This window comes from Paenibacillus sp. FSL H7-0918 (assembly GCF_038007025.1).
In the GTDB taxonomy this organism is placed as follows: Bacteria; Bacillota; Bacilli; order Paenibacillales; family Paenibacillaceae; genus Paenibacillus_AQ; species Paenibacillus_AQ odorifer.
In genome coordinates this window covers 82719-106844 of sequence record NZ_JBBOWJ010000007.1, presented here as the reverse complement: position 1 = coordinate 106844, position 24126 = coordinate 82719, and the positions used below count along the sequence as shown (strand labels likewise).

Annotated in this window: 20 protein-coding genes; 11 read left to right on the top strand and 9 right to left on the bottom strand. The window is 41.8% G+C overall.

The features are described from left to right. Positions 1-61: 61 nt before the first annotated feature. Both MHI15_RS30520 and MHI15_RS30515 read left to right on the top strand, forming a co-directional pair. On the top strand, positions 62-1372 hold the full coding sequence (locus MHI15_RS30520) for an ABC transporter substrate-binding protein (protein ID WP_076124844.1): 1311 nt from the start codon (positions 62-64) through the stop codon (positions 1370-1372). A gap of 130 nt (positions 1373-1502) precedes the next feature. After that, entirely contained in the window at positions 1503-3584 is a 2082-nt protein-coding gene (locus MHI15_RS30515; RefSeq protein WP_312150883.1) for a glycoside hydrolase family 36 protein, read from the top strand. A 77-nt stretch (positions 3585-3661) separates the two neighbouring features. On the opposite strand, the gene MHI15_RS30510 is transcribed toward MHI15_RS30515, so the two are convergent. Then, positions 3662-4426 (bottom strand): sensor histidine kinase, encoded by a 765-nt coding sequence (locus MHI15_RS30510; protein WP_341165246.1) that lies wholly within the window; start codon positions 4424-4426, stop codon positions 3662-3664. Positions 4427-4452: 26 nt separating this feature from the next. Then, positions 4453-5202 carry a LytR/AlgR family response regulator transcription factor gene (locus tag MHI15_RS30505; protein WP_076184252.1) on the bottom strand — a complete coding sequence of 250 codons (750 nt, stop codon included), beginning with the start codon at positions 5200-5202 and terminating at the stop codon, positions 4453-4455. Positions 5203-5384: 182 nt separating this feature from the next. Between MHI15_RS30505 and MHI15_RS30500 the strand changes: the two genes are divergently transcribed. The 8 genes from MHI15_RS30500 (at position 5385) to MHI15_RS30465 (ending at position 13403) form a co-directional block, all read left to right on the top strand. After that, positions 5385-7112 (top strand): ABC transporter ATP-binding protein, encoded by a 1728-nt coding sequence (locus MHI15_RS30500; protein ID WP_076179649.1) that lies wholly within the window; start codon positions 5385-5387, stop codon positions 7110-7112. Positions 7113-7189: 77 nt separating this feature from the next. Continuing rightward, positions 7190-7369: a CLI_3235 family bacteriocin precursor gene (locus MHI15_RS30495; RefSeq protein ID WP_036684027.1), complete on the top strand. Its 180-nt coding sequence runs from the start codon at positions 7190-7192 to the stop codon at positions 7367-7369. A gap of 41 nt (positions 7370-7410) precedes the next feature. Continuing rightward, positions 7411-8868: a Cys-rich peptide radical SAM maturase CcpM gene (gene ccpM, locus MHI15_RS30490; RefSeq protein WP_341165245.1), complete on the top strand. Its 1458-nt coding sequence runs from the start codon at positions 7411-7413 to the stop codon at positions 8866-8868. After that, positions 8868-9989, top strand: coding sequence for a TIGR04066 family peptide maturation system protein (locus MHI15_RS30485; RefSeq protein WP_081393965.1), 1122 nt, complete (start codon positions 8868-8870; stop codon positions 9987-9989). Before ccpM ends, MHI15_RS30485 begins: the two co-directional genes overlap by 1 nt. Before the next feature lie 16 nt (positions 9990-10005). Continuing rightward, positions 10006-10290 carry a hypothetical protein gene (locus MHI15_RS30480; protein ID WP_036684022.1) on the top strand — a complete coding sequence of 95 codons (285 nt, stop codon included), beginning with the start codon at positions 10006-10008 and terminating at the stop codon, positions 10288-10290. Between the two features lies 1 nt (position 10291). Then, on the top strand, positions 10292-10927 hold the full coding sequence (locus MHI15_RS30475; protein WP_076184254.1) for a DUF6033 family protein: 636 nt from the start codon (positions 10292-10294) through the stop codon (positions 10925-10927). 93 nt (positions 10928-11020) lie between these two features. After that, positions 11021-12541, top strand: a complete 1521-nt coding sequence (locus MHI15_RS30470; protein ID WP_081387797.1) for a S8 family serine peptidase — start codon at positions 11021-11023, stop codon at positions 12539-12541. Between the two features lie 604 nt (positions 12542-13145). After that, positions 13146-13403, top strand: coding sequence for an AbrB/MazE/SpoVT family DNA-binding domain-containing protein (locus MHI15_RS30465; protein WP_036684015.1), 258 nt, complete (start codon positions 13146-13148; stop codon positions 13401-13403). A 104-nt stretch (positions 13404-13507) separates the two neighbouring features. Here the strand turns inward: MHI15_RS30465 and MHI15_RS30460 are convergent, their stop codons facing one another. Then, on the bottom strand, positions 13508-14017 hold the full coding sequence (locus tag MHI15_RS30460; RefSeq protein ID WP_036684013.1) for a PadR family transcriptional regulator: 510 nt from the start codon (positions 14015-14017) through the stop codon (positions 13508-13510). Between the two features lie 96 nt (positions 14018-14113). Beyond that, positions 14114-15277 carry a YhgE/Pip domain-containing protein gene (locus MHI15_RS30455; RefSeq protein ID WP_076301317.1) on the bottom strand — a complete coding sequence of 388 codons (1164 nt, stop codon included), beginning with the start codon at positions 15275-15277 and terminating at the stop codon, positions 14114-14116. A gap of 193 nt (positions 15278-15470) precedes the next feature. On the opposite strand from MHI15_RS30455, the gene MHI15_RS30450 reads away from it, so the two are divergent. Further along, the gene (locus tag MHI15_RS30450; protein ID WP_076184256.1) at positions 15471-16196 is read left to right on the top strand and encodes an HAD family hydrolase; all 726 of its coding nucleotides are present in this window, start codon (positions 15471-15473) and stop codon (positions 16194-16196) included. Between the two features lie 716 nt (positions 16197-16912). Here MHI15_RS30450 and MHI15_RS30445 read toward each other — a convergent pair. The 5 genes from MHI15_RS30445 to MHI15_RS30425 form a co-directional block, all read right to left on the bottom strand. After that, positions 16913-17464: a glutathione peroxidase gene (locus MHI15_RS30445; protein ID WP_341165244.1), complete on the bottom strand. Its 552-nt coding sequence runs from the start codon at positions 17462-17464 to the stop codon at positions 16913-16915. A 390-nt stretch (positions 17465-17854) separates the two neighbouring features. Continuing rightward, entirely contained in the window at positions 17855-19387 is a 1533-nt protein-coding gene (locus MHI15_RS30440) for a DUF3502 domain-containing protein (RefSeq protein ID WP_341165243.1), read from the bottom strand. Positions 19388-19527: 140 nt separating this feature from the next. Beyond that, the gene (locus tag MHI15_RS30435; RefSeq protein WP_341165242.1) at positions 19528-20412 is read right to left on the bottom strand and encodes a carbohydrate ABC transporter permease; all 885 of its coding nucleotides are present in this window, start codon (positions 20410-20412) and stop codon (positions 19528-19530) included. Positions 20413-20424: 12 nt separating this feature from the next. Further along, positions 20425-21405, bottom strand: coding sequence for an ABC transporter permease (locus tag MHI15_RS30430; RefSeq protein ID WP_081383729.1), 981 nt, complete (start codon positions 21403-21405; stop codon positions 20425-20427). 320 nt (positions 21406-21725) lie between these two features. Then, positions 21726-23969 carry an AraC family transcriptional regulator gene (locus MHI15_RS30425; protein ID WP_076308248.1) on the bottom strand — a complete coding sequence of 748 codons (2244 nt, stop codon included), beginning with the start codon at positions 23967-23969 and terminating at the stop codon, positions 21726-21728. Positions 23970-24126: the final 157 nt, after the last annotated feature.

Here is a 24126-nt window from a genome sequence, read left to right as displayed (position 1 = left end):
TTTCTTTTTCTTTAGAATTGTCTCAAGACCACTAGATGCATGAGGAAAAGGGGGCAACATCATGTTAAAAAGATTTATGGCTTTATCTGCGAGTCTGCTGCTCGTCGGCGGATTACTGGCGGGCTGCGGCGGAAACAACAATGCCGCTAACAATAGCGGAACAGGGAATACTCCTGCCACAGATTCTGGCAAGCCGGTCACGATTAATATGTTCACCGCATCACCCGAGTACACTGATGCTTTTAACGCTTATATTGCCGAGTACAAGAAAGTTAAACCGAATGTGACGATTAATCTGGAGATTATGCAGGCTGACTACAATACGGTGCTCAAATCGAAGATTGCTGCGGGAAGTACACCTGACGTATTCCAGACCACAGCGGGCGGAGATATTGATACTTTTGCGGAGTATAGTGCTGACCTAACTAATGAGCCACTGGCTGCGGCGATGACCGATGCAGTGCGTTCTAACATGAGTTCTTCGGACGGTAAAGTGCTCGGTCTTCCGGTAAAAGGAAATCTATTCGTCCTGATGTACAATAAGAAACTGTTGGCTGACGCTGGGATTACAGAAGTTCCTAAGACAACAGCCCAAATGGACGATGCGATTACTAAGCTTGAAGCTAAAGGCATTACTCCTTTTGCCAACGCTTATAAAGAGTGGTGGGTATGGAAACACATCTTCCAACACTTCGTAGATGCGGCAGCCCAAGATGCAGGTACGGATGCTAAGACACTAGTAAATGATTTTATTGCCGGAAAAACTACGATCAAGGATCACCCGGTGCTGTACAATAACTTCTTCAGCTTCGTTGATACTACTGTTAAACATGGCACAGACAAACCGCTTGAACGGGACAGCAATGCTGAAGTCAGCGACTTTGCATCCGGCAAAACAGCGTTCATGACGGGTAAAGGCGCATGGGATGAAGAAGCCATTAAGAAAATTACACCGGACTTCGACCTGGGTATTATGGGTTACCCAGTCAGCGACAAGGCTGAACAGTCCCAGATCATTACTGGTGCGGATCAAGCCCTGCGTATCAATAAGGATTCTGCTGTAGCTGCTGAGACTATTGAATTCTTCAACTGGCTGTATACTTCTGAATACGGTAAGAACTGGTTCTCTACAGTAGCTAAGGTTATTCCTCCAATTAAGGATGCTCCTATGCCTGACCTGCAAATGCCAAAAGAAATGGAAGAAATCCTCAAAACAGAGAAATCCGGCGACCTGTCCGTGAACTACTCTCTGGATACCTTCCACCAAAAATTTGGTGAGCTCATGCAGGCTTACATCGGCGGCAGCAAAACTAAGGATCAAGCCATCGATGAAATTCAAAAAGCTTGGATTCAATTCGGATCGGCAGAATAATTAGGTTCAGATCAGGGGCGGGCTCCAAGGTAAGATTCACTTACTGGAGAACCGTCCCTTTTTTACATGTTATATAATCATAAGAAGATACTGAGACAAAGTCAGGAGGTACATTATTGTGAATAGCAAAATGATTGAAATCATTGAAAATGGACTATATCTTACGATTGAAGTTACGGAAGATCAGGATGTTCGGCTGTTGCATTTTGGAGCGGCACCTTTGGAAGCAGCCATTGCGGATAAGAACAAGCAAGGCTTCCGGCTGCTGGAGCTGCAATTATCGGGCGAAGACCGCGCCGAATATCACGGGCGCACACACCGAGCATCCTATCCGGGTCTTCGGATGGTATATGCGGGGCACAGCGATACAGTGAATGCGCTCGGACGTAAACTGGAGTTTAGCTTGGCTGATCCGATTTCGGGAATCCAGGCAATGCAGCATTTTCAGTTCTACAAGGGTGTGCAAATCGTTCGAAGCTGGACAGTGCTAAAGAATGCTGGAGAAGCTGAGGTGGCAGTGGAATACATCTCCTCCTTTGCTCTTACAGGTGTAGACAAAGAGGGGGGCGGGGAGCGCAATGATAAGATTGAAGTAACCCTTGCTCACAGCGGATGGCAGAGTGAACTTCAGTGGCGTACCTACCGCCTGCCTGAGCTTGGGATGTATCATTTGGCAGACCGTGGCTCCAAACGAATTGCCGCAAGCAATACAGGCTCTTGGTCAGCAGCGGAACTTCTGCCGATGGCAGTTTTGCATAATAAGGAGAGCGGGACAAGCCTGTTCTGGCAGATTGAGCATAACGGCTCTTGGCATTGGGAGCTGACGGATCAATACGATCAGCTTACACTGCTGGTCAGCGGACCTACAGAACATGACAACCATTGGTGGCTGAAGCTAGCTCCCGGTGAAGAGTTTACCTCGGTGCTGGTAGCCGTGGGTGCTGTGCAGGGAGGATTCCAGGGCGCGGCTGAACAGCTTACGTCATATCGCCGGATGATCCGCAGACCTAATGAGGATAATGAGCTGTTGCGGATTATTTTTAATGACTATATGAATTGCCTATGGGGAAGCCCAACGACTGAGAAGCTACTGCCTTTAATTGATGCTGCCGCAGAAGTAGGTTGTGAATATTTCTGTATTGATGCTGGCTGGTATGCACCCGGAGAGTGGTGGGATGGTGTAGGCCAGTGGGAGCCTTCCAGCGAACGGTTTCCGGAAGGAATTAAATATGTGCTCGACTATATCCGCAGCAAAGGGATGATTCCCGGACTATGGCTTGAGCTGGAGGTTATGGGCATCAACAGCCCGAAGCTTGCGGAGACTGATGACAGCTGGTTTTTCATGCGGCATGGTAAAAGGGTTAAGGACCGTAGCCGCTATCAGCTAGATTACCGCAACCCGAAAGTCATTGATCATGCAAACGGTGTTATTGCGCGTCTGGTTGAGCAGTACGGTGTAGGATACATTAAAATGGATTACAACATCAATGCAGGCATTGGGACAGAAACGAATGCGGACAGCTTCGGAGATGGGCTGCTACAGCATAACCGCGCTTATCTGGCTTGGTTGGACAGTATCTTTGTTCGTTATCCGAAGCTTGTTATCGAGAACTGTTCCAGCGGGGGAATGCGCATGGATTATGCGATGCTTAGCCGACACAGCATCCAGTCTACTAGCGACCAGGAGGATTATGTACAGTATGCGGCCATTGCTGCAGGTTCTCCGGCAGCACTGACACCGGAGCAGTCCGCAGTTTGGTCTTATCCGCTGCGCGAGGGGGACGATGAGGAAGTCATCTTCAATATGGTTAATGCGCTGTTGCTTCGTGTACACCAGAGCGGTCATTTGGCGGAGCTTGAACCCCACCGCAGAAGTCTAGTTAAAGAAGCGCTGGATTATTACAAAACCATTCGCAGTGATATCCCACACGCCACACCTTTCTGGCCACTCGGCCTGCCGGACAGTGAGGGCGAATGGGTCAGCCTTGGCCTGCGGCGCGGCGAACGACGGTATGTCGCGGTATGGCGGATTGCCGGAGAAGCTGCGAATGTCCAATTGCCGATGGTAGAGCTGAAGGGACTTGATCCGGCGATCACCTGTGCCTATCCTCAGCAGCATAGCTCAACCTGGAATTGGGATAAATCGGCAGGGGTTTTGACGGTGGCGCTCCCACCAGGAAAAACAGCGAGATTGTTTGAGATTACTTCGTAAAGCTTGCGGCGGGCCTGCTCTCCTTCAATCTGATGTTTGGGGAGCGGTCGCTGTAGCTTGCTAGGGAAATAGTTTATTCACTGCCTTTCTAATTCGGTCAGGATTGGCGTATCTGCTGAAAGTATGTTTAGAAAAGGCAGTACAATGATCGTTTCGAATTCATTATTTTCAGCGTTAGTAACCAGATGACCTCCGTATTTTTCGGTGACACTTTGAATATTTGTTAAGCCGAATCCGTGAAAAGCGGGATTCTCTTTAAAATTATGCTGTACTATAGTGCTAGAATCGTTCCGTGAGTTGGTGACTTGGATAAACAATGAAGTATCAGTAGTGAAAATTAGCAGCAGAATAAATCTATCTTCTTTTTTGGGAACTCTTGCAGCGGCGTTTAGAGCATTATCCAGCACGTTCCCGATCACGGTACATAAGTCAAACCGATCAATATCAATAGCTTCGGCGTGTATATGAATATCATAATTCATAGCAATTTTGTGTTCACAAGCAATATTTAGCGCGTTACCAATTAAAGAATCAATTACCAAATTACCTGTTGATAGTTTTAGAGAAGGCTGATGAATTTGACCGAGCATTGAATTAATATGATGGATAGATTCCTGAATCTCATTCTTCTGAATACAAGTCCGGACATATACCAATTGCTTGTTCGTATCATGGATAACTTGTTTGATGCTTGTAAGGGAATGTGCGGTTTTTTCATAGCTGTTGTGTTGATAATCCATTTGTTTATGTAATTGCAGATTTTCTTTAATCAGTTTGGCATTTTCATTAATTTTACCGAATAAAAGGATGGTTTCTCTGATTAGCAGAATAAGCAACATCATGATTACCATTGATAGATAAAGAGTCGTCATCCTCGTTCTTTGAATTGTGCAATCATATAATAGGCGTAGGCTTCTTTAACCTCTTTTGCCTGAGTACGGCCAATAGGAAACTGCTCTTGATTGTGCATGATTACGGAAGTAGCTGTAAACTTATGGACATGTTCCAGATTAACAATAACGGAACGATGAATAAGCATAAACGGACGGTTTAGTTTACTTATATATTCTGAAATTGTACCTGAAATTATGTAATGCTGCATTGAGGTAATGATCTTTAGCCGGTTTTTAGCCAAGGAATGTTTGATTTTAACAATCGCAATAACGTCAGAATTTTTGATCACGATATGTCCATCTTCAGTTTTAATCATTAGAAACCTATTTACAGAAGAAATGATATAGTTACATAGCTTTATTATCTTTGCCTCAAAATACTCATAGTCTACCGGTTTAATCAAATAATGGAAGGGTTGCACATCAAAGCTGTTCATTACGTACTGCGGATAGTTAGTCAAAAAAATAATTTGAACCTCTCGATCCGGAAGTGCACGGATTTTTTTTGCAACCTCGATTCCATTTAATCCTCTCAGTTCAATATCCATTAGAAGTATATGAAAAGGATAACTACTCTGTTGATTATAATAGTGAAGCAATTCCTCACCACAGGTAAAATATTGAATCTCGAAAGAGTAAGCCGTGCTTTTCATAAGTCTTGGGAGATATTCCTTTAGCAACTCGTGTTCCTTTTTCTCGTCATCACATACGGCTATGCGTAACAAAGTCATTCCCCCCATAATTAAATTTGTTAATCTTCAGAGATACAAAAACCTGACACAAAACGTCATTCAGCCTCCTATTTCAACCATTAGCTACCAAATTACCCCAAATATTCTTTTATATGATATATTGATAGCGTTCTTAATGTCAAACCGAAGCTTGAAAGTAGAAGAGGATATATTCTATGAATGATAAGAATACCCTTAAAAAACTTATCAGATTATTCAAACCGCATAAAAAGAATTTATGTTTTATTTTTCTGCTCTTAATATTTTCTACTTTGATTAGTTCCATTTTGCCGATGTTCAACAAAATCATTATTGATGAAGGATTTATGAAATCAGATGTTAGAACCATTATTTTAACGGCAATCTACATTTTTCTTTTGTCAATGTCTAGTAGCTTTTTAGATTTGCTCAAAGAAAAACAAAGAATAAAAATAGCTTCAAATATTATCTACTCCTTGCATAAAGCTGCATTTGATCTACTTATGAAAGTGAAAGTGAAATATTTCACTGATAAAAACTGCAGTGAAATTTTAAATCGCGTTAGTACCGATATATCGAATATTTCGCAAATAACGGATGGTAGCATGCTTTTTATTGTTAGTCAGTGTTTTAGTTTGGTAGGAGGAGTTATTGGACTTTTTATCATAAGTTGGGAACTTACACTCATTGTGCTTATTTTAATCCCTATAGAATATTTTATTTTGAAATCGTTTGCTAAAAAAAGAAAGATGCTTGCGGAAAAATACATCACGAAAGATGGAGAATATTCGCATTGGTTTGAGGATAGTTTGAACGGTGTGAAGGAGACAAGGCTTTTTAATTTATTCGTTTTCAAAGAAAAAGAATTTGCGGACAAGCAGAATCAAGTAATAACCTCCCATATGGGAATCAGTTTATTGGACAATTGGCGGATTACTGTGGAGAGATTTCTAATTGGAGGACTAGTTCTTCTTATATATGCTTCTGGATCGACGATGATATTAGATTCAAAGCTTTCGGTAGGAAGCATATTTGCTTTTATTACCTACAGCGCTTATGTAACCACTCCTATCTCATCGATGTTGAATATTGGATACTTATTGTCGGGAATAATGCCTTCTGCCCGAAGGTATTATTCGTTGCTCGAGGAAGAAATCGAAGCTTGTGATGTAGAATCCGACAACATTGGTATGAAGCGACTCAATCCTTTTGGGAGCATTCAGTTTGAAAATGTAAGCTTTGCTTATGATACTGAACTGATCTTGTCAAATGTGAATTTCACGATTGGCAGCCATGAGAAAGTGGCCATTGTAGGAATGAATGGTTCGGGGAAGTCTACAATCCTAAATTTAATCCAGAGGTTTTACGAACCACTTGCAGGACGAATTTTATTCGATGGAGTGGATATTAAGGCTATTAATTTGAATGAATATCGGGAATTAATTTCGACCGTTAGTCAAGAGGTATATCTTTTTGACACAACCATCGAAAATAACATAAAACTTTACAGTGAAACCCATGAGGAGCAGTATAGACAGGCTATTGAGGCTACCCAATTATTAGAGAAGAATACAAGCCAGTTTAAGAATTATGTCGTAGGTTCTAATGGGAACAAGTTGTCCGGTGGACAAAAACAAAAAATCGCGATAGCCAGAGCATTAGTAAAAAGCAGGCCCATGGTGATTTTTGATGAAGCGACCTCCAACCTTGATCTTCACTCTGAACAAGCAATTAACCATCTATTAGATACAGTACTCAGTAACAATACAGTGATTATAGTCAGTCATAGGCCGGAAATTCTGAAGCATGTGGATAGAGTGATCTTTTTAGAAAAAGGTCGGGTATCCGATATTGGACTTCATGAGGAGTTGTCCTATACAAATGAAAGGTATCGGCTCATCACTCAACAGCATCAATTCGTTTAATGGATTTACCCTTCGAGTGATTTAAATATCAAATATTGATATTTAGATAAATACGATTTGAAAGGAGGAATAGGCATATGAAACAACTTGTAAAAAGAACAAATGCAAATTATGAAACGTTGGAGGCATATGCAGCTTGCAGTGCATGTCCTTGTTATGCATGTACATGCAATGCCAGCGGATCAAACAAAGCAGCCATGAAACAAGTAACCTATACTGGTAATTCCATGAAGATGACTGCTATTGGAATCGGGTAGTAAGGTGCAATCTTAAGTATAGCTAAGAGCAGGATGGCTAAATGGCTTTATTAAAAAAGCTGTCCTGCTTCACTTTTAGAGTGGGGGGAGTTCAGGTGCCAGTATTTCATTTATTTGAAACGGTAACGGGAAAATATATGTTCGATGCGAATGCAAATACATTTCTTAAATTAAATGAAAGATCTTATCAGGCTTTGTTGAACTATAGAAATTCAAACTTTGAACAAGTGGAACCGGAGATTCAAAACTTATTAGATTCCGGTTTTTTGGCGGAGAAACAGGATTTTGAGATGATTCATCCCATGAGCGACTCTTTGCAGCACAATTTAAGCAGAAGCGTTGGCTCGATAACTTTGCAGGTCACGCAAAACTGTAATTTAAGATGCAGCTATTGCGCGTATTCAGGGAGCTACTTACACAGAGTACATACCAATAAGAGAATGAAAAAAGAGGTTGCTTTGAAAGCAATTAAGTTTTTGATTGAGCACTCCGTAGATTCTCCAATTATTAATATTGGATTTTATGGAGGAGAGCCCTTACTGGAAATGGACTTAATAAAAGCTTGTGTTGCTTATGCCAGAGAACAAAGTGCGGGCAAAGAACTAACGTTTAACCTTACTACAAATGCAACTTTAATTACCGACGAAACCTTAGAGTTCTTATCTTCTAATGATTTTAATTTAACGATCAGCCTGGACGGCGATGAAGTCGCGCATGATAGAAACCGAGTTTTTGCGGTAAATAATAAAGGTAGTTTTCAGACTATTATGGATAATATTGAAAATATCAAAAACAAAACACCAGACTATGTTGATAAAGTGATGTTCAATGCAGTAATTGATCCAAATTCAGATTTTAGCTGTTCCACAAACTTTTTTTCAAACTATGAGACCGTAAAAGACTTTGCTGTTATGGCAAGTGATATAGCAAGTAGCTACAAAAAAAGTGAGTCCTTAATCAATGACAGTTTTATCAAGATGTATAATTACGAAGTTTTCAAATTATTTCTTTATAAATTTGATAGGCTTAAGAAAAATGATGTATCCAAGCTGGTGATGGAAAGCTTTGATCAAATCCAGGAGAATGTCCATAACAGGCTTAGAATCTCTTTCTATGATGTAAAAAAAGACCATCATTCCGGACCGTGTGTTCCAGGAGTACAACGATTGTTTGTGAATGCTGACGGTGCTCTGTATCCCTGTGAAAGAGTTAGTGAAGCATCTAGTGTAATGAGGATTGGGCATATAGATACAGGCTTTGAATTGGATAATATCCGGAACATACTAAACATTGGAACAATAACGGAGAAAGAATGCAAAGAGTGCTGGGCCTTTAGATATTGCACTTCTTGTGCAATGGCCGCCGATGATATCAGTGAGTTTTCTGCTGCCAAAAAATTAAGTATCTGCAATAAAGTTAAAGAAAACACTGAGAGTTTGTTTAAAGATTATTGCGTACTAAGAGAGTTAGGCTACGACTTTGATAAAGAAAAAGTGTAATGGGGGAGACAATGGTGAAAAAAAGAGCAATTGTTTATCCATATCATGCAGATTTCGGTCCGGTCGTCAGATTCTCCAATTTACTGGGCAACTATGAGCTTGTTTCATTAATGGCACCTTTAGGTTTTGGACTGAATGAAAAAGATGCAGCGTACAGCTATTATGGTGAGGATGTGGGTATAAAAGTTAAAGATTCTTTTTCAGATGATGAATTTGATGTGTTAATGATTTGTGAATTTGAATGCAGTTTTGAAAAAGTGGTGTTCCCGACAATTATCAAAGCCGCAGAGATGGGAAAAGATATTGTTCTGCTTAACAGATGTGCTGATCATGAAGTTGAAATGGTAAAGAAGGTATGCCTGAAAAATAATGTGGAACTCACAAGTTTTTTTGGAATTGACATTGACAGAACGAAAGTAGAACTCGTTGAGAAAATACTGCTGGATATTAATGTTCCGATAATCTGCGTGGCGAGTCTTATGGAAAAATCCAATAAATTTGATGTTCAGCTTAGCCTAAGGGATTATTTCTTGAAAGAAGGGTACAAAGTAAGTCAAATTGGGACAAAATCTTATTGTGAGATTATGGGATTTCATTCTTTTCCTGATTTTATGTTTAATCATAAAGAAGCGGAGATAGATAAAATATTTCTTTTTAATCACTTCTGTAAATATATTGAATTGAACGAACGACCTGATGTAATGATTATCGGAATTCCAGGCGGGACAATGGTATATAATAATCTGTTTACCAATAGATTTGGTATTACTGCATTCGAGGCGGCTAGTGCAATCCATCCGGATGTCGGTATTATGAACTTGACCTATGATGATTTTAATGGAGAGTTTCTCGATAAGATATGTGTGTCAACAAAGCATAAATTAGGTTTTGATATTGATTGTTTTAATATGTCAAATCATAAATTTGATACGGGCAGAAGCAAACAGGATAAAGAATTGAAGTTTTTTACGGTTGATTCTAAGTTGGTTGATGAAAAAATTGCAAAAATATCGCTAGAGTCAGTGGTTCCTCTGTTTAATTCGTTAAATGGGACAGACACTTTGAAATTAGCAGAATGCTGTGAAGCTCTATTGTTACAGGAAAATATGCAAATCGTATAAAAGAAGGGTGATATTTATGGATCTGGATCAAGTGCGTGAACAGATAAACGAAATATTATTCGACGTAATGGGAATGGACAAGATCAAGCTTAATGAAAACTACTTCTATGAAGATTTATTGGGCGAGGCGATGCAGTTCTCACCACGGGATTTGTTGGTTCTATTTGTACATATTGAGGAAAAACTAAAAATACAAATTCCGGAAACCGATATATTAAATGGATGCTTCAACAGCCTAGATCGAATTAATAATACAGTTTGCCGCATTCTACAGGAAAAAAGAATAAGGGAGTTGGTTTAAGTTGTTGAATGTAGCTTCACTCAGTAGCCTGAATCGTGCGGGGGCTGCAATGGTAATCCAGAAAAATAAGAGTTCAGAGATTTCATTTCAAGACGCGCTATCGACATCGAGTTCGGAAGCGGTTTTGATGGAATTGGAAAAAAAATTCGACATTAAAATCAACGTTCAAGCCATACCAAAGAACAATGAAGCAGTGAAAAGTGTATACTCTGGTAGTGTTGGCAAAGGGAATGTAACCATTGCTCCAAATATACTGAATCAGTCGGCAACAGATCCACAAATGCAAAAAAGGGTAGAAGCAATTATTCAGGATCATTTTGATTCCAGCGCTAATGATAAACCCGGTGATGCCAGTGGCGTCATTATACATCCGGATGGAACAGCTACTTTTTGGGTGATTGGTGATTATTTAACACCTGCCGAGCGGGAGAAGATTAATAAAGAAGTAGAGGCAGATAAAAAGAAAAAGGCGGAGCAGTTAGACTCGTTGAGTAAATTAAGTAGCAGCTCTAGCCTATCACAATTCGGGTTATTTATTGACAACTCCAATAATGGTGAAGAAGATAGCATGTATTTAAATAGTGTGCTACAAGCTAGTCTGGATTCGATGCTGCGGAAAAAGAACCTGTTTAATTAAATGATTAATCACTTTTTTAATCATGACTACCGCCTGGGTCAATGGATTTGTGACCAATGAGGCGGTTTTATTTTTGTCGATCTGTAAAAGGAGATGATGAACATCGAAGCTAAAGTGAAAATTGCCGTGATTGATGATGGTATCAACGAATATTTGCTAGGTGAACCGGTTGTTCAACAGTTGATCTTCAATGAAGATTTCACAATAGACGCTTATACAATAGACAGTCCCGAAAGAATAACTCACGGCACCATCTGCGCAGGCATAATTAAGCACTATTATCCGGAAATCTATATGTATAGCTTGAAGATATTGTCTTCTACCTTAAGGGGAAATATCCAGAAGTTGTATAGTGCACTAGAATGGTGCGTTCAAAATGATATCCAAGTTGTAAATATCAGCTTGGGAAGCCATTGCTCAGCGGATTTATTAGAAACGCAGAGAGTTATAAACAAGGTTGCTGGTCAAGGCTTAGTTATTGTAAGTGCCGCAAGTAATCATAATTATATTACATATCCAGCTTCTTTTTCAAACGTTATAGGCGTTAAGAGAGAGGTAAGCAACACGCTGCACGAAGGGGAGTTTTATCTCAATGATAATATCATCGACGGTATAGAATTTACGGCTTTTGCTAGACATCATTTGAATGGTAAAGAGTGCAGCAACTCGAACAGCTTTGCCGCGCCCATGATTACAGCCAAAGTATGTGAACTCATTGGTAAATCTCACCTAACTAACTTGCAGCAAATAAAACTCATGTTGTCGAAAATGGCAAATAACTATAGGGACGATAAACACTTGTTTATTTGCTATGCTGACCCTGATTGGATAAGTGATATATTAGTATGCTATGTGAACGGAAAATGCAAATTGGACAATCTGAATCTTTGCGTTAACATACACGGTGAAATTGTCGTTCCCGCTGAGTCGGTTTATGATGCTGTTGATGCAGCCCTATTGGCTTACAATGAAAATATTGAGACTCTCGTTGTGATCAGCAGAGATCTTTACCCTGATGCTTATGTTGAATTACAGTGGATTGCTTCGAAATACAATAAAAATGTAGTGTTTATTGACAATTACCAAGGAAAAGATATGAACAAGATAGTTAACAATCAGTGTACTAACATTAAGTTATGGCATAGCTTATTCAAAATACACAACATTTACACACTTAACAGCACCCCGTTGCTGATCGAAGAGCCAATGGTTTCTATTTACATCCCTGCTGACACTGACTTTGAAGTTATTCTCTGGTTAAAAGGGCAATTTAAAAATAATAACTATAACAGTTATTTTGCATCGAATCACCCTATCGGAGTTTTATACGGAATAGACTATGTTCCTGAGACAAACTCAGCGCAGACATCTTCCTATTTTTCCTTAATTCTGAATAAGAAATCTTACGATATCGCGATATATGTCTTATATGGCTATGATATTTCGGATAAAATAGAAACAGATATTGAAATAGACATTGAACCATTAAACGGTTACTTTCAAGCAACCTTTGCTGTAAATGGCTTATGCCAGGAACGTATTATCAATATTAAACAGATTGATGAAACCTTTATCAGAGAACTATATAATTCTATAATTTATTTACTCTCTTAATGGGGGACAAAAATCATCAAACACTTAGAATACTCTCCATTAATAACTTCTTTGCTAGCCCCTCGTTAGTCGACTTCCGGATTCATCGTATTTACACTACAGTGATATCATCAGCCTTATATTTACATGAGGATTCGATACACACACTACTCATAGCGAATTTATTATTCCAATGATAGATCCTATTTAAGTTTGACTTACTAAACATCTGGGTAAATGACGGAGTAGCGTTCTTGCTAGTTTTCGACAATTTCCTACTTACTGTGATTGCGGATAAGCGGAGTGACAAGATTTACAAATAGATTAACGAAGGTATTTTAGGGTAGAATTGTCATCAAGTAGGGTTACATTCTGGGTGAATTTCGACATTCCAGAGAAGCCCCTATTTTTTTGTGTTCTGACATGGCTTCAAATCTTGGTGCTCAACAGATATCATACATTGTCGAAATTTTGTCGAATAATATCATATAATGTAGAAAAATAATTGACAGGAAATGAATAGAACTTTAGAATTAGGTAGTAGCGTAATCATTACTATCATATAGAAGCGTACATAGCTTTTAGCAAGAATGATTATAAATGTGACTTCAAGGGAGGATGTACGATGATGAAAGCAACAGGCATAGTAAGAAAAGTGGATGAATTGGGACGTATCGTAATTCCTATTGAACTGCGTAGAACAATGGGAATCGACATAAAAGACCCGCTCGAGATTTTTGTAGACGCTGAAAAGATTATCCTTAGAAAATATGAGCCAACTTGTATCTTCTCCGGAAGCTCAGAAAACCTGATCAATTTCAAAGGTAAAATGGTAAGCAAAGATGTTCTTGATGAACTTATTGCAAGCTTTGATAGAGCATAATCCATATACCACATATGATTTCAAAAAAAAGAACCGGTATTACAAGCACAAGATGTGCATGTAATACTGGTTCTTTTTTTATGGTGTACTTTCGAAAGCGGGTTTTATTTAGACTCTAGCACACTTTGGATTTTTTTGATAAAAGCATCATATTGTACGAGGCCTAGCTCCATGCACAACTTCTGGTAGGAAGATAACTTGTAATCTAGCTGGTTCAACTTCTGTTCCAGATCGTCGTACATTGCCTGCTTTTCTATCAATGCTTGCCGAAGCAGATTATCTATGTTCTCTTTGTCCGTCTTTTCCCCAAAATACAGGTGCATAAAAAAGTCAGAACGCAGAACATCTTTTTCGGCTGGTGATTGTAGATAAGCGTGGAACTGATCCAAGCCGGCAGAGGTAATGGTGAATACATTTTTGTCGGGTTTGCCTTCCTGTCGCACAGATTCTTTAGTGATCAGATTCAGCTTTTCCATCTTGCTTAGGGTAGGATAGATCGTGCCATAGCTGGCATCGAAGAAAAATGAGAAGTATTCCTCGAAATGTCGTTTTATCTCGTAACCAGAATGAGGTTTTTCGCTTAAAATCCCCAGAATAACATCTTGTATGTTCATAAATCATTGCCGCTCCTTTCTTTCACTTCCTACCATATCACAACTGCATATCGCTCTCAATTTGAAATGGCATAGCCGGAGTGGCAAACTGTATAATTACGCATTTACTGGCACGGGCTCTTGTTCTCGTGAGATCCGAGTTTCTTTACGGAGGAAAGTGGCAAGTACGCTTAATACAGCAATTGTTGCCCCAATACAGAGTAAATAGAACATATCCTTCCATACCCCGTTACCCCCGATAACCAGGTCGAGCATACCATTAACTGCATAGTAAGCGGGCGAAAAGGGACCGATCCAGTTATAAAAAGGTGACAGCACATCGCGTGGAATAGTTGCTCCGGACGCTAACATTTGCATGGAGAGAAGCGCAATATTTAGCCAGCCGCCAGCATCCCCGAGGAGCAGCAGACTAAACTGAGCAAGGATCATACAGGAGAGAATTACCGTGAACTCGAACAGCCACATAAGCAGAAAGCCACGATTAGAGTGGATACCGAGTGAGTTAACCATGATAGTTCCCACTAGTGAGATAAGCACAGCCGTTCCACCCATTATGACAAATCGGGCTGCAAAGCGATTCCATTTACTAAATTGTCCAGACAAGTTGGAGGAAGCTTTATGGAGATTCATCGCGAGTAACATAGCACCGGTAAATGAGGCGGTAACGATCATTAAGGGAACCATAGTTTGTGCAAAATTAGTTGTAGGGTTAATGATTTCGACGTTGGCGGAAATGCGGCTGCTTGCAGCACTTTTGATGATCTCCGCTTGTGCTTGCGGCAGATTCATAGCTTCCAAGGTGTGGCTTAGTGCTGAATTACTGCTTTGAGTGTTCATTGCTGCCGTGACTTTAAGTGCTACCGACTGCATCACATTGCTGACCATCTGCGGATTAGATTCATTTAAGAAGTAGTGGAGTTCAGTCTTTGCAGATGGATTACTGATCTGTCCAGTGAACCCTTGGGGAATATTGATAATCATGCGGATTTCTCTATGCTCAAGTGCTTCTTTTGCATTTTCTAGTTGGAGATCCTGTCTGGTTACGAACTGAAGTGATCCTGCAATCCCATCGACTATAGGCTGGGCATTTGTACCATCCTCATTAACAATAGCAATGGGCAGCTGATCTACCCGATCTGTTACATGATCGTACCCTGTAATCCAAATTAAGCTGAAAAAAACTTGGAACAACAGTGCAGTTATAATTCCAATGATGGTAGCAGGCTGCTTGAGGAAGCGCATGATTAATTGATTTGACATGGTTATATCTCCTTTATATTTCAAGTTGTAATATTACAGATTGAAATATAGCATAACGAAATATAAACTGCAACAGAAAAAGTTAAGAGCATGGACATTACAAAGCGATTTCATATATCATAGGGCTTGTACTGGAAATATCGCACAGATGAATGTCTTACCTGAAGCTGAACAGAATGGGGAGGAACAACAGATGAGTAACGAAGTACATGGAACGGAACAAAACGTGGTTCATGCGAAACTGAACAAGCCAGAAGCGATTGTATTTGATATGGATGGAACATTGTTCCAGACTGAAAGTCTTTTATTGCCTGCATATCATAAAATGTTCGATATTTTGCGGGAAGAGGGACTATACGTAGGACCTACACCACCAGAAGAACGTATTCTAGGCTGCTTAGGGATGTTGCTGGCAGACATTTGGAAGAATGTTATGCCTGAAGCAGATGAAGCCGTGCACCGCCGGGCGGATGAATTGCTCCTGCAGCTGGAGATTGAAGGGCTTGAAGCCGGAGGCACACTACTGTATCCACAGGTGGTTGAGACACTGACAGCGCTTAAAGAGCGCGGAGTGAAGCTGTTTGTGGCTAGCAACGGGCTGGAGGATTATATTCACAGCATCGTTGTGGTGCATGAGCTTAAGGCGTTGTTCGAAGGCTTGTATAGTGCGGGAGGTCAAGGCACTGCGACTAAGACCGAGCTGCTACGTATTCTTTTGGATAATCATGGTATCAGCAGTGCCTGGATGGTTGGGGATCGTTCTTCTGATGTTCAGGCAGGTAAAGGAAATGGCCAGACCGTAATCGGCTGCGCCTATGCAGGCTTCGGACGTCAGGATGAGCTGAAGGGCTCTGATGTCATTATTACCTCCTTCGATGAATTGGTTGACTTATACGACAACGCAGCGATTAGTGAATAAGAACTTACGATGGGGAGTTTGCTTAGCTTACAAGCAAGCGCTTGATCAAAAAAAGGCATCCTTGAAGAAGGGTGCCTTTTTATTTTCAATACTCCAAATGCAGGTGCAGGAGCGGTCAGTCTAATGTCAAAGATATACATAAATAAAGGGAGTAATCCGATAAAAAGTGGAGAGGAAAAATGTAGAAACCGAGAAGCGAGAAGTGGGCCAAGGGAGCATAAATATGATAATGAGTTTCTTTTTTATTGCTTTAAGTGCTGCGATTGGAGTGGGGATGTGGTTTTTAGTTATAGGTATAGTCTTTTCTATTGGTGGAGGGAGCCTATTTGTAACTCATTATGATTCCTTGTTTTTTTATAGTGCTGTTCTTTTGTTGTGTATTGTAAGTTATCTATGGTTTATAAAACATCTATTTGAAAAAAAATTGGAACTATTACTTCTTATCTGTGTGGGTACCACAATGCTCTTTTTTTTCCTTACAGGTTGGCTTAACTAATCATATGGGGGGGAGGACAGGCAATTCTTTATGTATTACTGGTTATTGGCTTATATCTTATCTTAATTAATACAATTTATTCTGACTTAATATTATTTAATCAAAGTAAGAAATGAAATTTAAATAATATAAAGGGTTCTAAATGTTTTGCATGCCTAATATGTAAACCCTTTATGTTAAACTATCGTTCTCTGTTGGTTAAATTACCAATCGGATTCATTTAATTTAAAAGAAGTGACTCAATAAATGGCTCAATGTCAAAAGGTTCAGTCGTTGTTTCGTATCTACCGTATACATGACCGTTTCTATCGATTAAAAACTTTGAAAAATTCCACTTAACCCCATCTCCGGCATATATGTCCGGATACTTTTCCTGCAGAAAATCCTGCATCCACTTACCGCCTGATGTCTCAGTATCGAATCCTTGAAATAGTGCTTGCTGTGTTAGATATTGAAATAAAGGATGGGCAGACGGTCCCCTAACCTCAACTTTTTCAAATAACGGAAACTTAACTCCAAAGTTGCTCTCACAATATTCATGTACTTCCGAGTTGCTTTCTGGCTCCTTCTCGTTGAATTGGTTACAAGGAAAACCAAGTATTTCAAACCCTTGCTCATGGTGAACTTCGTAAAGTTTTTGAAGATCAGGTAATTGGCGAGAATAGCTGCACCTACTGGCAGTGTTCAGAATAAGCAGAACTTTTCCACGATAAATGGACAATTCAACAGGCTCACCATGAATTGACTTTGCTTGAAAATCATAAATAGACATCAGACCATCCCTCCACGTAATTATTATAAATAACATAATAGCGCTATAGGCGTTTATTGGTCTAATATATAATAGGAATAATATTTATAGTATTAACCTATAACGAGTGTATCTCCAGTATAAAATGCCGCTTAAATTTTTATTTTTGCGCTTTTAACCAATGAGCAGTTTCCCTCTTATCCTTCAAGTTACTTTGAAAATAATTCTAAGAGTATCAGCAACGAAAATTCCCCAAACGTAATCATTTTGATTGAATTATCCTGCTCGCCGTCGTATTGATTCAAGGTTGGCCATTATACCGCTTTCACCACGGTGTTCGAAGGCCAAAAGAAGCGTGCTCCTTAATGGAGACACGCTTCTTGAGCTGTATGATAATTGCCGCGGCGGTGCTTACTGCTGCTTAGCGTACCATTCGGAAAATTGTTTCTGGTATTCAGCGATATATTTGTCTATTCCCGCTGCTTTTAGTCTGTCTAGCGCTTTGGGAAAGGCGGTGTCATAATCACTGAAGCCGCTGCCGATCGGAGCGAGGTATTCAGTGAATACACCGTTCAGCTTCGTTTCTTCATTCTTGACGGGTGTATTGTCAAAGTTGAAGCCGGCACCTTTGGAAATGATGGCTCCATCGTCCCAAGCTTTATATTCTGCAATAAACTCGTCCGGTACCGTGTTGTCGAAACGCATGAAGTTTTTGTTCATCAGCAGCCAGTCGGGGATCAGCGAATCAGTGGTTATTTTGGTCAAACGCCCGTTTTCATCCAGCGTATAGTCTGTTCCTTCTATCCCGTAGGCGAACAAGTCGTACAGCTCCTGGTTTTTTTGCAGCAGATTGAAGAACATAATATAACGTTCAGGGTCTTTAGCTGCGGTGGAGACAAAAAAGGCGGTGCTGTAAGTGCCGCGGCTGATTTTTGGACGGCCGCTGCCGAGGAAATAGTTGACCAGTTTGGCATCAGGCACTGCTTGTGAGATGGTTGCCGCACCTTCGAATGGGCGTGCTGCTGTGCCGGCCCAGAACATCGCTTTTCCGGAGTTCCAGTCAGACTGCAGCTGTGGGACATTGGTGGCGGCATATTTTGGAATGATTCCTTTTTCATACCAGCCGTGCATAAGGTTCGCATAACTCTTGAACTCTTCGGTTTCAAACCAGCTAATAATTTGATCATCCTTCACAGACTCATCCAGGGCAATAAAATCATTTTGCCAATAGAGGTTTTTGTCCGTGTAATCATATTGTAGGAGTCTGCGCGCATCGGTGTTGGCGTACCCGATCAGTTCGGGATGAATGGCATGGACCTTATCATAGAACTGCTCTAGTTCTCCCAGTGAAGTGACCTGTGTCATGCCGGCTTCTTCAAGCAAATCCTGTCTAACTAGCGCACTGTAGAATTCCGCAGAATTCGGTTTGTTGCCGACGGGGATCGCATACTGCTTGCCTTCCAGCTGAAAGGCTTTGAAGGAGGCCTCGTCCACATTTTTACTCAAATCAGCGGCTGCATCGGCATACGGAGTGAGGTCGGCATAAAGCCCCTTTGCCACAGATTTTACCATGTAATTGGCATCTGTATAAGTTGCGAAGTCTTCTCCCGTAGACAGCATTAAATCAGTTTTACCGCCGCCATATTCGGTCCAAGGAAGAAACTGAAATTCAACCTCAGCATTGATTTCTTTCTTAATAGTGTCGTAGAACGATGTCTTCGCTAGTTCCTTCATCCGGTTGGACTCATCCCCGTACAGCACAATTTTCAATTTGGCAGGAGCCAAGGCGCTGTCGTCTTTACTACCGCTATCCGTAGAGGAAGAGGTACCTTCATTTCCAGTTCCAGAACTAGGGGGAGCGCTTTCATTGTTGCCCTGAGCACAGCCACTTACCAAGAACACCGCAGCGAGGAGCAAACTTAACCAACCTTTTTTCTTTTTCATGATGAACCCTCCTGAAATAGAATCATAATGTTTGAGGCATCTATTGCAAGGCCGTGCTCCCTTAAGTCCCATTGTACATCAAGAAGTAGGGGAGCATAAACCCGGTGCAACCGAACATAATATGGCATCTTTGCTGGAAATTAGCCTTTGACTGAACCTACGATAATGCCTTTGACAAAAAAGCGCTGGAGAAAAGGATATAATATGGCGATTGGCAAAACGGTCAGACAGGTCATTGCCATTTTGGCTGTCTCCAGTGGCGGTGCGATGATAGCTCCACCAACTTGAGCAGCATTGCCGGAAGCCAGGAACTGAATATTCGCCATCATGTTGTACATCAAATATTGGATCGTATAGAGATCCTGATCGGATACCAGCATTAGTGGCAAATAGAAGTCATTCCAGAATTGCAGTGCGTAAAAGAGCGAGATGGTGACCAGTCCGACGCGGCCCAGCGGAATCATAATGCTGAAGAAGATCCGCAGATGTCCGGCACCATCGATTTGCGCAGATTCCACGATTTCATGCGGGATGCTGCGGAAATAGTTAGCCATGAGAAACATCAGAAAGACGCTTAGCACATAAGGGATGAACAGGCCGATGAGCGTATCGCCCAAATGATAATATTTGGTGCTAAGCAGATACCATGGCAGCGTTCCTCCGCTGAACAGCATTGTAAAATAGGCGAAGAAGGCGAAGAAATTTTTGAGCTGGAAGCTTTTAACGGAAATGACATAAGCGTAAGCGGTGGTCACCAATACGGCCGATACGGTACCCAGCACCGTAACGATCACCGACATGGAATACGCCCGCAGAATCTGCTGTGCCTTCGAGCCAAACAGGAATTCATAGGTTTCAAAGGTAAAGCCTCTGGGCCAGAACGAATAGCCTTCCGCGGCGATTCTGGATTCGGTAGATAAGGAGCCGGATACTGCCAGAATAAACGGCGCTAGACAGATTACGGAAAATACGGCAATACAGATGTAAAAGAAAATGAGCAGGCCTTTGTTTTCGGTAGTTTGCATCTTATCAGTCTCCTAAAATAGTTTGCTGTCTTTGTCATACCAGCCGGCTAATTTGTTGGCCACCAGCACCAGAATGAAACCAAAGACGGATTGATAGAGCGTGATGGCTGAAGCAAAGCCGAATTCTCCGGAACGGATGGCTGTGCGGTATACATACACATCGATAATGTCGGTAGTCGGCAGAAGCAACGGATTCAGGAACGTTACCCCCATAATCATACTGAGGTCGCCTTTCAGCATGCCCCCGATGCCCAGCAGCGTCATCAGAATGATCGACGGAATCAGCATTGGCACCGTAATTTTGGTGATAATCTGCCATCTGGAGGCACCATCGATTCTTGCAGCTTCATAATAGGAAGTGTCGATGCCTTGCAGAACCGCATAATAGATGATGGCGCCGTAACCAGCGCTTTTCCAGATATTCGCTAGCACGAGAATGATTACGAACAGCCAAGGGCTGGAATACCAGTCAACCTGGGAGAAGCCGAATGTCTGGAGCAACTGGTTCATAATGCCTTTGTCGTAATCCAGCAGGGAGAACAGAATGGCTCCGATAATAATCCAGGAAATAAAATACGGGAAAAACATGACGCTCTGCGTGATTTTGATAAACCATTTGCTGCGCAGCTCATTTAGAATAATGGCGATGGCCACTGAAAAAAACGTGCCGGTTAGCATATACAGCGCATTTAACATCACCGTGTTGCGTGTAGCCCTAAGAGAATCTTCCATACTAGAGAAGAAAAACTCGAAATTAGAGAAGCCGGCCCACGGGCTGCCGAAGATTCCGTCGTTGAAGTTGTAATTTTTAAAGACGAGAATCAGACCACTCATCGGCAGATAAGCAAAAAGAATTAGAATGATGATTCCCGGAAGAGCGAGCAAATAAAGCGAGCTGTCCTTCCTTAGGGATTTACGGAAGCTCTTGGCTTTGGCCGTCCTGATTCCCGGACTTGGCATTCCTTGTGTCTCCGATGTAGCTTCTTGCATCATTAACAGTCCACTCCTTTATACTAGCGTTGTCATTTCCGTCCCTTGTTTTAGGAGAACGCTTTACATGAAAATCATAAATCCACCCGGAATGTAAACGCTATCATAATAAACGGGAAAAAGTTAAAAAAAGCGGAAAAGGGCAGCTTAAAAAAACGAAAAAGACAGAACTTTTTTGTTTTTAGGGTGCTCAAAAGCCTGATTTAAAGGGGGATTTCATAGTAAGGCCGGCGCGAGGGTTATTCATTGAAAGTCAAAAAGGGGATGTCTCCGGCTATGAAAATGCTGCCGGGACATCCCCTTTGTTCCTTACTTTTAGCGGGTCAATCAGGAAGATTCTGTTTCTGCAAAATATGATTCATTCTCCATTTAGAAGGTGTAACCCCATAACGCTTTTTGAACTGGGTTGTAAAATAGGTGCTGCTGTTGTAGCCCACTTTCTCGGCAATTTCCCGGATATCCAAGCCAAGCTCAGTGACTAATAACATCTGCGCCTGCTCCAGACGCAGCAGGTTAACGAAATCGGGAAAGCTGCAGTTTACTTCGTCGGCAATAAGTCTACTGAGATAAGCGGGACTTAGCGATAGCTTGTCAGCAAGGGCATTAAGGGAGAGCCTGGAGTCATCATAATGATCTCTGATATAACAAATGGCTTCACCAGCAATGCTCTTGGTCTGTACAGCGCTCATGCTGGCAATACGCTCGTGGGCGGTATAACAGCTGTCTACAATCCAATTCCATAGCTTGTCATAGCTTTGGATCTGCCAGATATGCTGGTAATTATCTAGAAAGCCGGAATGCTGGACGTCTGCATTAAGCTCAGCCGTGCGACTGAGCTCAAAGACCAGTCTCGATAAAGCGATGGTGGCAGGCTCGACGCGGTAACTGCAGGCTACTGCCAGCAATCTCTCCACTGCCTGCGGAATATGGTTCGAGAGTTCCGTCTGCTTAACGGCTTGCAGTACCGGTTCAAGGGCACTGTCGGGCATTGGGCTGCTGTTCAGGTGGATCGTATCATCGGCAAAGATGATGTTCTGCTGCACATGAAATTTAATATATTGCAGACTGTCCGCAGCCTCATTGTATTTAGCCCTCAGTAGGTTTAAATCATCCGTCAGCCCGCTGATTCCGAAGGCGCAGCAGGCTCCGGAAAGCTGTAGCTGAGCGGCGATTTCTTCCCATTTGCCGCGGTACAAAGCGTAATCGCCGAAGCTGCCGCTGTGAAGCTCGCTCAGAATAAGTACAGCAGTGCCTTGATGTGGGCGGAAGGATTGAATGGCTGCAAGTTCACAGAAGGCATGTTCAATCTGTTGTATGTTTTCCTCAAAAGTATGCCGGAAGTCGGAGTCTTCAGGTTGTTCGGGCTCCAGAGCGGTCAGCACGCATACACAATATGCTCCCACAGAAGCGGCTATGCTCATCAGGGGTGTCCCGCTGTTCTCTGGTGTTCTCTGCGGGGAAAGCAGCCACCGCATCAAGGCGCTATCATCGCTTTCTTTTTTTAGCTGCTCCAGCTTAACGCCAATCTGTTCGAGCTCCTGGCTTACGGTATCGAAATCGCCACCGGTTTTCAGCGCTTCTTCATTGCCAGATAGATGAGCGATATTGCCGAAGAGCCGGCCGATTGGCTTATACATCCGCCGCGAGATCAGGTTGGCGGTTATAGATGCGGCGGCAATCAAGGCCAAGCACAGGCCAGTCATCAGATTACGGGCATTGGAGATATCACGGATGCTATCCTTGTAGGAAGTCTCCGACACAAACCACAGCTTGTCCGCTGCAGAATATACATAGGTAATCAGCTGTGGCTCTTCACCCCCCTTATAGACAAAAGAGCCTCTTTCTGAGGTGGAGGACACCACCTGCTTTAACATGCCCTCTTCCAGAGGGATGTCAGATAATGCACTGTGCATGAGCACAGATGCTTTTCCGTCAAGCACAGCGTAACGGGTGGCTTCGCCTTCTTTTTGCGTAAACAGATTATTCTGCAGCTTTCCCAAATTGACGGTCAGTGCTACCGCACCATTATATTCGCTATTCGCAAACGCCCGGTCATTATAAAACACGGTGAGCAGGGTAATGGGGGTACCGTTATTCAAGGTTGCCTCCCACAGAAACGGTGATTCAACAATGATGTTATCCCGCATTCTCGAGAATAGCTCCAGCTTGGATTCAGGGCTTAGCGGAAGGTTTTCGAACATGGCAACAGGCTCATCCACTCCCATGATATAGGCGTTCTCCATATATTGGTTCACAACCAATGCTCCGCGGATTTGGCTTAAGGCACTGTACAACTGGTCGCTCCAGCTGGTATCGCCATTCATCATGAGCGCGTTGATGTTTGGATTCCTATAGAAGTCCATAGCGTAGTTCTGGACGATCTCTTCATAGTTTGTAAAAACGGTTTCAGTATTCACCAGTACATTTTGGTTCGCCTTGTTGACATTATCTATCGTAATATTCCGGTACCAATAAAAGATCACTACAGCCAGTACTAGAATACAGCAAACTGAAATCGCGGTTAGGCTCATAAAAAAGCGGGAGTACAATTTCTTTCTTTTTCCCAAGCTGCTCACCCCTTCAGGTAAATCCTATTACACCCATTCTAGAGGGAAAGGCTATTCGCTGACAAGGAGTGAAATATGGGTAATATAGCATGAAAGTATAAAAATGAAGAAATAGAACATAGAAAATACAAGAAAGTTAAACTTCTACGAACTATAA

Excerpts from the sequence above, each read along its gene's own strand:
- MHI15_RS30450 (WP_076184256.1), top strand. The coding sequence starts at position 15,471 with ATGAGTAACGAAGTACATGGAACGGAACAAAACGTGGTTCATGCGAAA.
- MHI15_RS30455 (WP_076301317.1), bottom strand. The coding sequence starts at position 15,277 with ATGTCAAATCAATTAATCATGCGCTTCCTCAAGCAGCCTGCTACCATC.
- MHI15_RS30430 (WP_081383729.1), bottom strand. The coding sequence starts at position 21,405 with ATGATGCAAGAAGCTACATCGGAGACACAAGGAATGCCAAGTCCGGGA.
- MHI15_RS30480 (WP_036684022.1), top strand. The coding sequence starts at position 10,006 with ATGGATCTGGATCAAGTGCGTGAACAGATAAACGAAATATTATTCGAC.
- MHI15_RS30440 (WP_341165243.1), bottom strand. The coding sequence starts at position 19,387 with ATGAAAAAGAAAAAAGGTTGGTTAAGTTTGCTCCTCGCTGCGGTGTTC.
- MHI15_RS30495 (WP_036684027.1), top strand. The coding sequence starts at position 7,190 with ATGAAACAACTTGTAAAAAGAACAAATGCAAATTATGAAACGTTGGAG.
- MHI15_RS30470 (WP_081387797.1), top strand. The coding sequence starts at position 11,021 with ATGATGAACATCGAAGCTAAAGTGAAAATTGCCGTGATTGATGATGGT.
- MHI15_RS30515 (WP_312150883.1), top strand. The coding sequence starts at position 1,503 with ATGATTGAAATCATTGAAAATGGACTATATCTTACGATTGAAGTTACG.
- MHI15_RS30460 (WP_036684013.1), bottom strand. The coding sequence starts at position 14,017 with ATGAACATACAAGATGTTATTCTGGGGATTTTAAGCGAAAAACCTCAT.
- MHI15_RS30485 (WP_081393965.1), top strand. The coding sequence starts at position 8,868 with ATGGGGGAGACAATGGTGAAAAAAAGAGCAATTGTTTATCCATATCAT.
- MHI15_RS30445 (WP_341165244.1), bottom strand. The coding sequence starts at position 17,464 with ATGTCTATTTATGATTTTCAAGCAAAGTCAATTCATGGTGAGCCTGTT.
- MHI15_RS30520 (WP_076124844.1), top strand. The coding sequence starts at position 62 with ATGTTAAAAAGATTTATGGCTTTATCTGCGAGTCTGCTGCTCGTCGGC.
- MHI15_RS30435 (WP_341165242.1), bottom strand. The coding sequence starts at position 20,412 with ATGCAAACTACCGAAAACAAAGGCCTGCTCATTTTCTTTTACATCTGT.
- MHI15_RS30465 (WP_036684015.1), top strand. The coding sequence starts at position 13,146 with ATGATGAAAGCAACAGGCATAGTAAGAAAAGTGGATGAATTGGGACGT.
- MHI15_RS30500 (WP_076179649.1), top strand. The coding sequence starts at position 5,385 with ATGAATGATAAGAATACCCTTAAAAAACTTATCAGATTATTCAAACCG.
- MHI15_RS30510 (WP_341165246.1), bottom strand. The coding sequence starts at position 4,426 with ATGATGTTGCTTATTCTGCTAATCAGAGAAACCATCCTTTTATTCGGT.
- ccpM (WP_341165245.1), top strand. The coding sequence starts at position 7,411 with ATGGCTTTATTAAAAAAGCTGTCCTGCTTCACTTTTAGAGTGGGGGGA.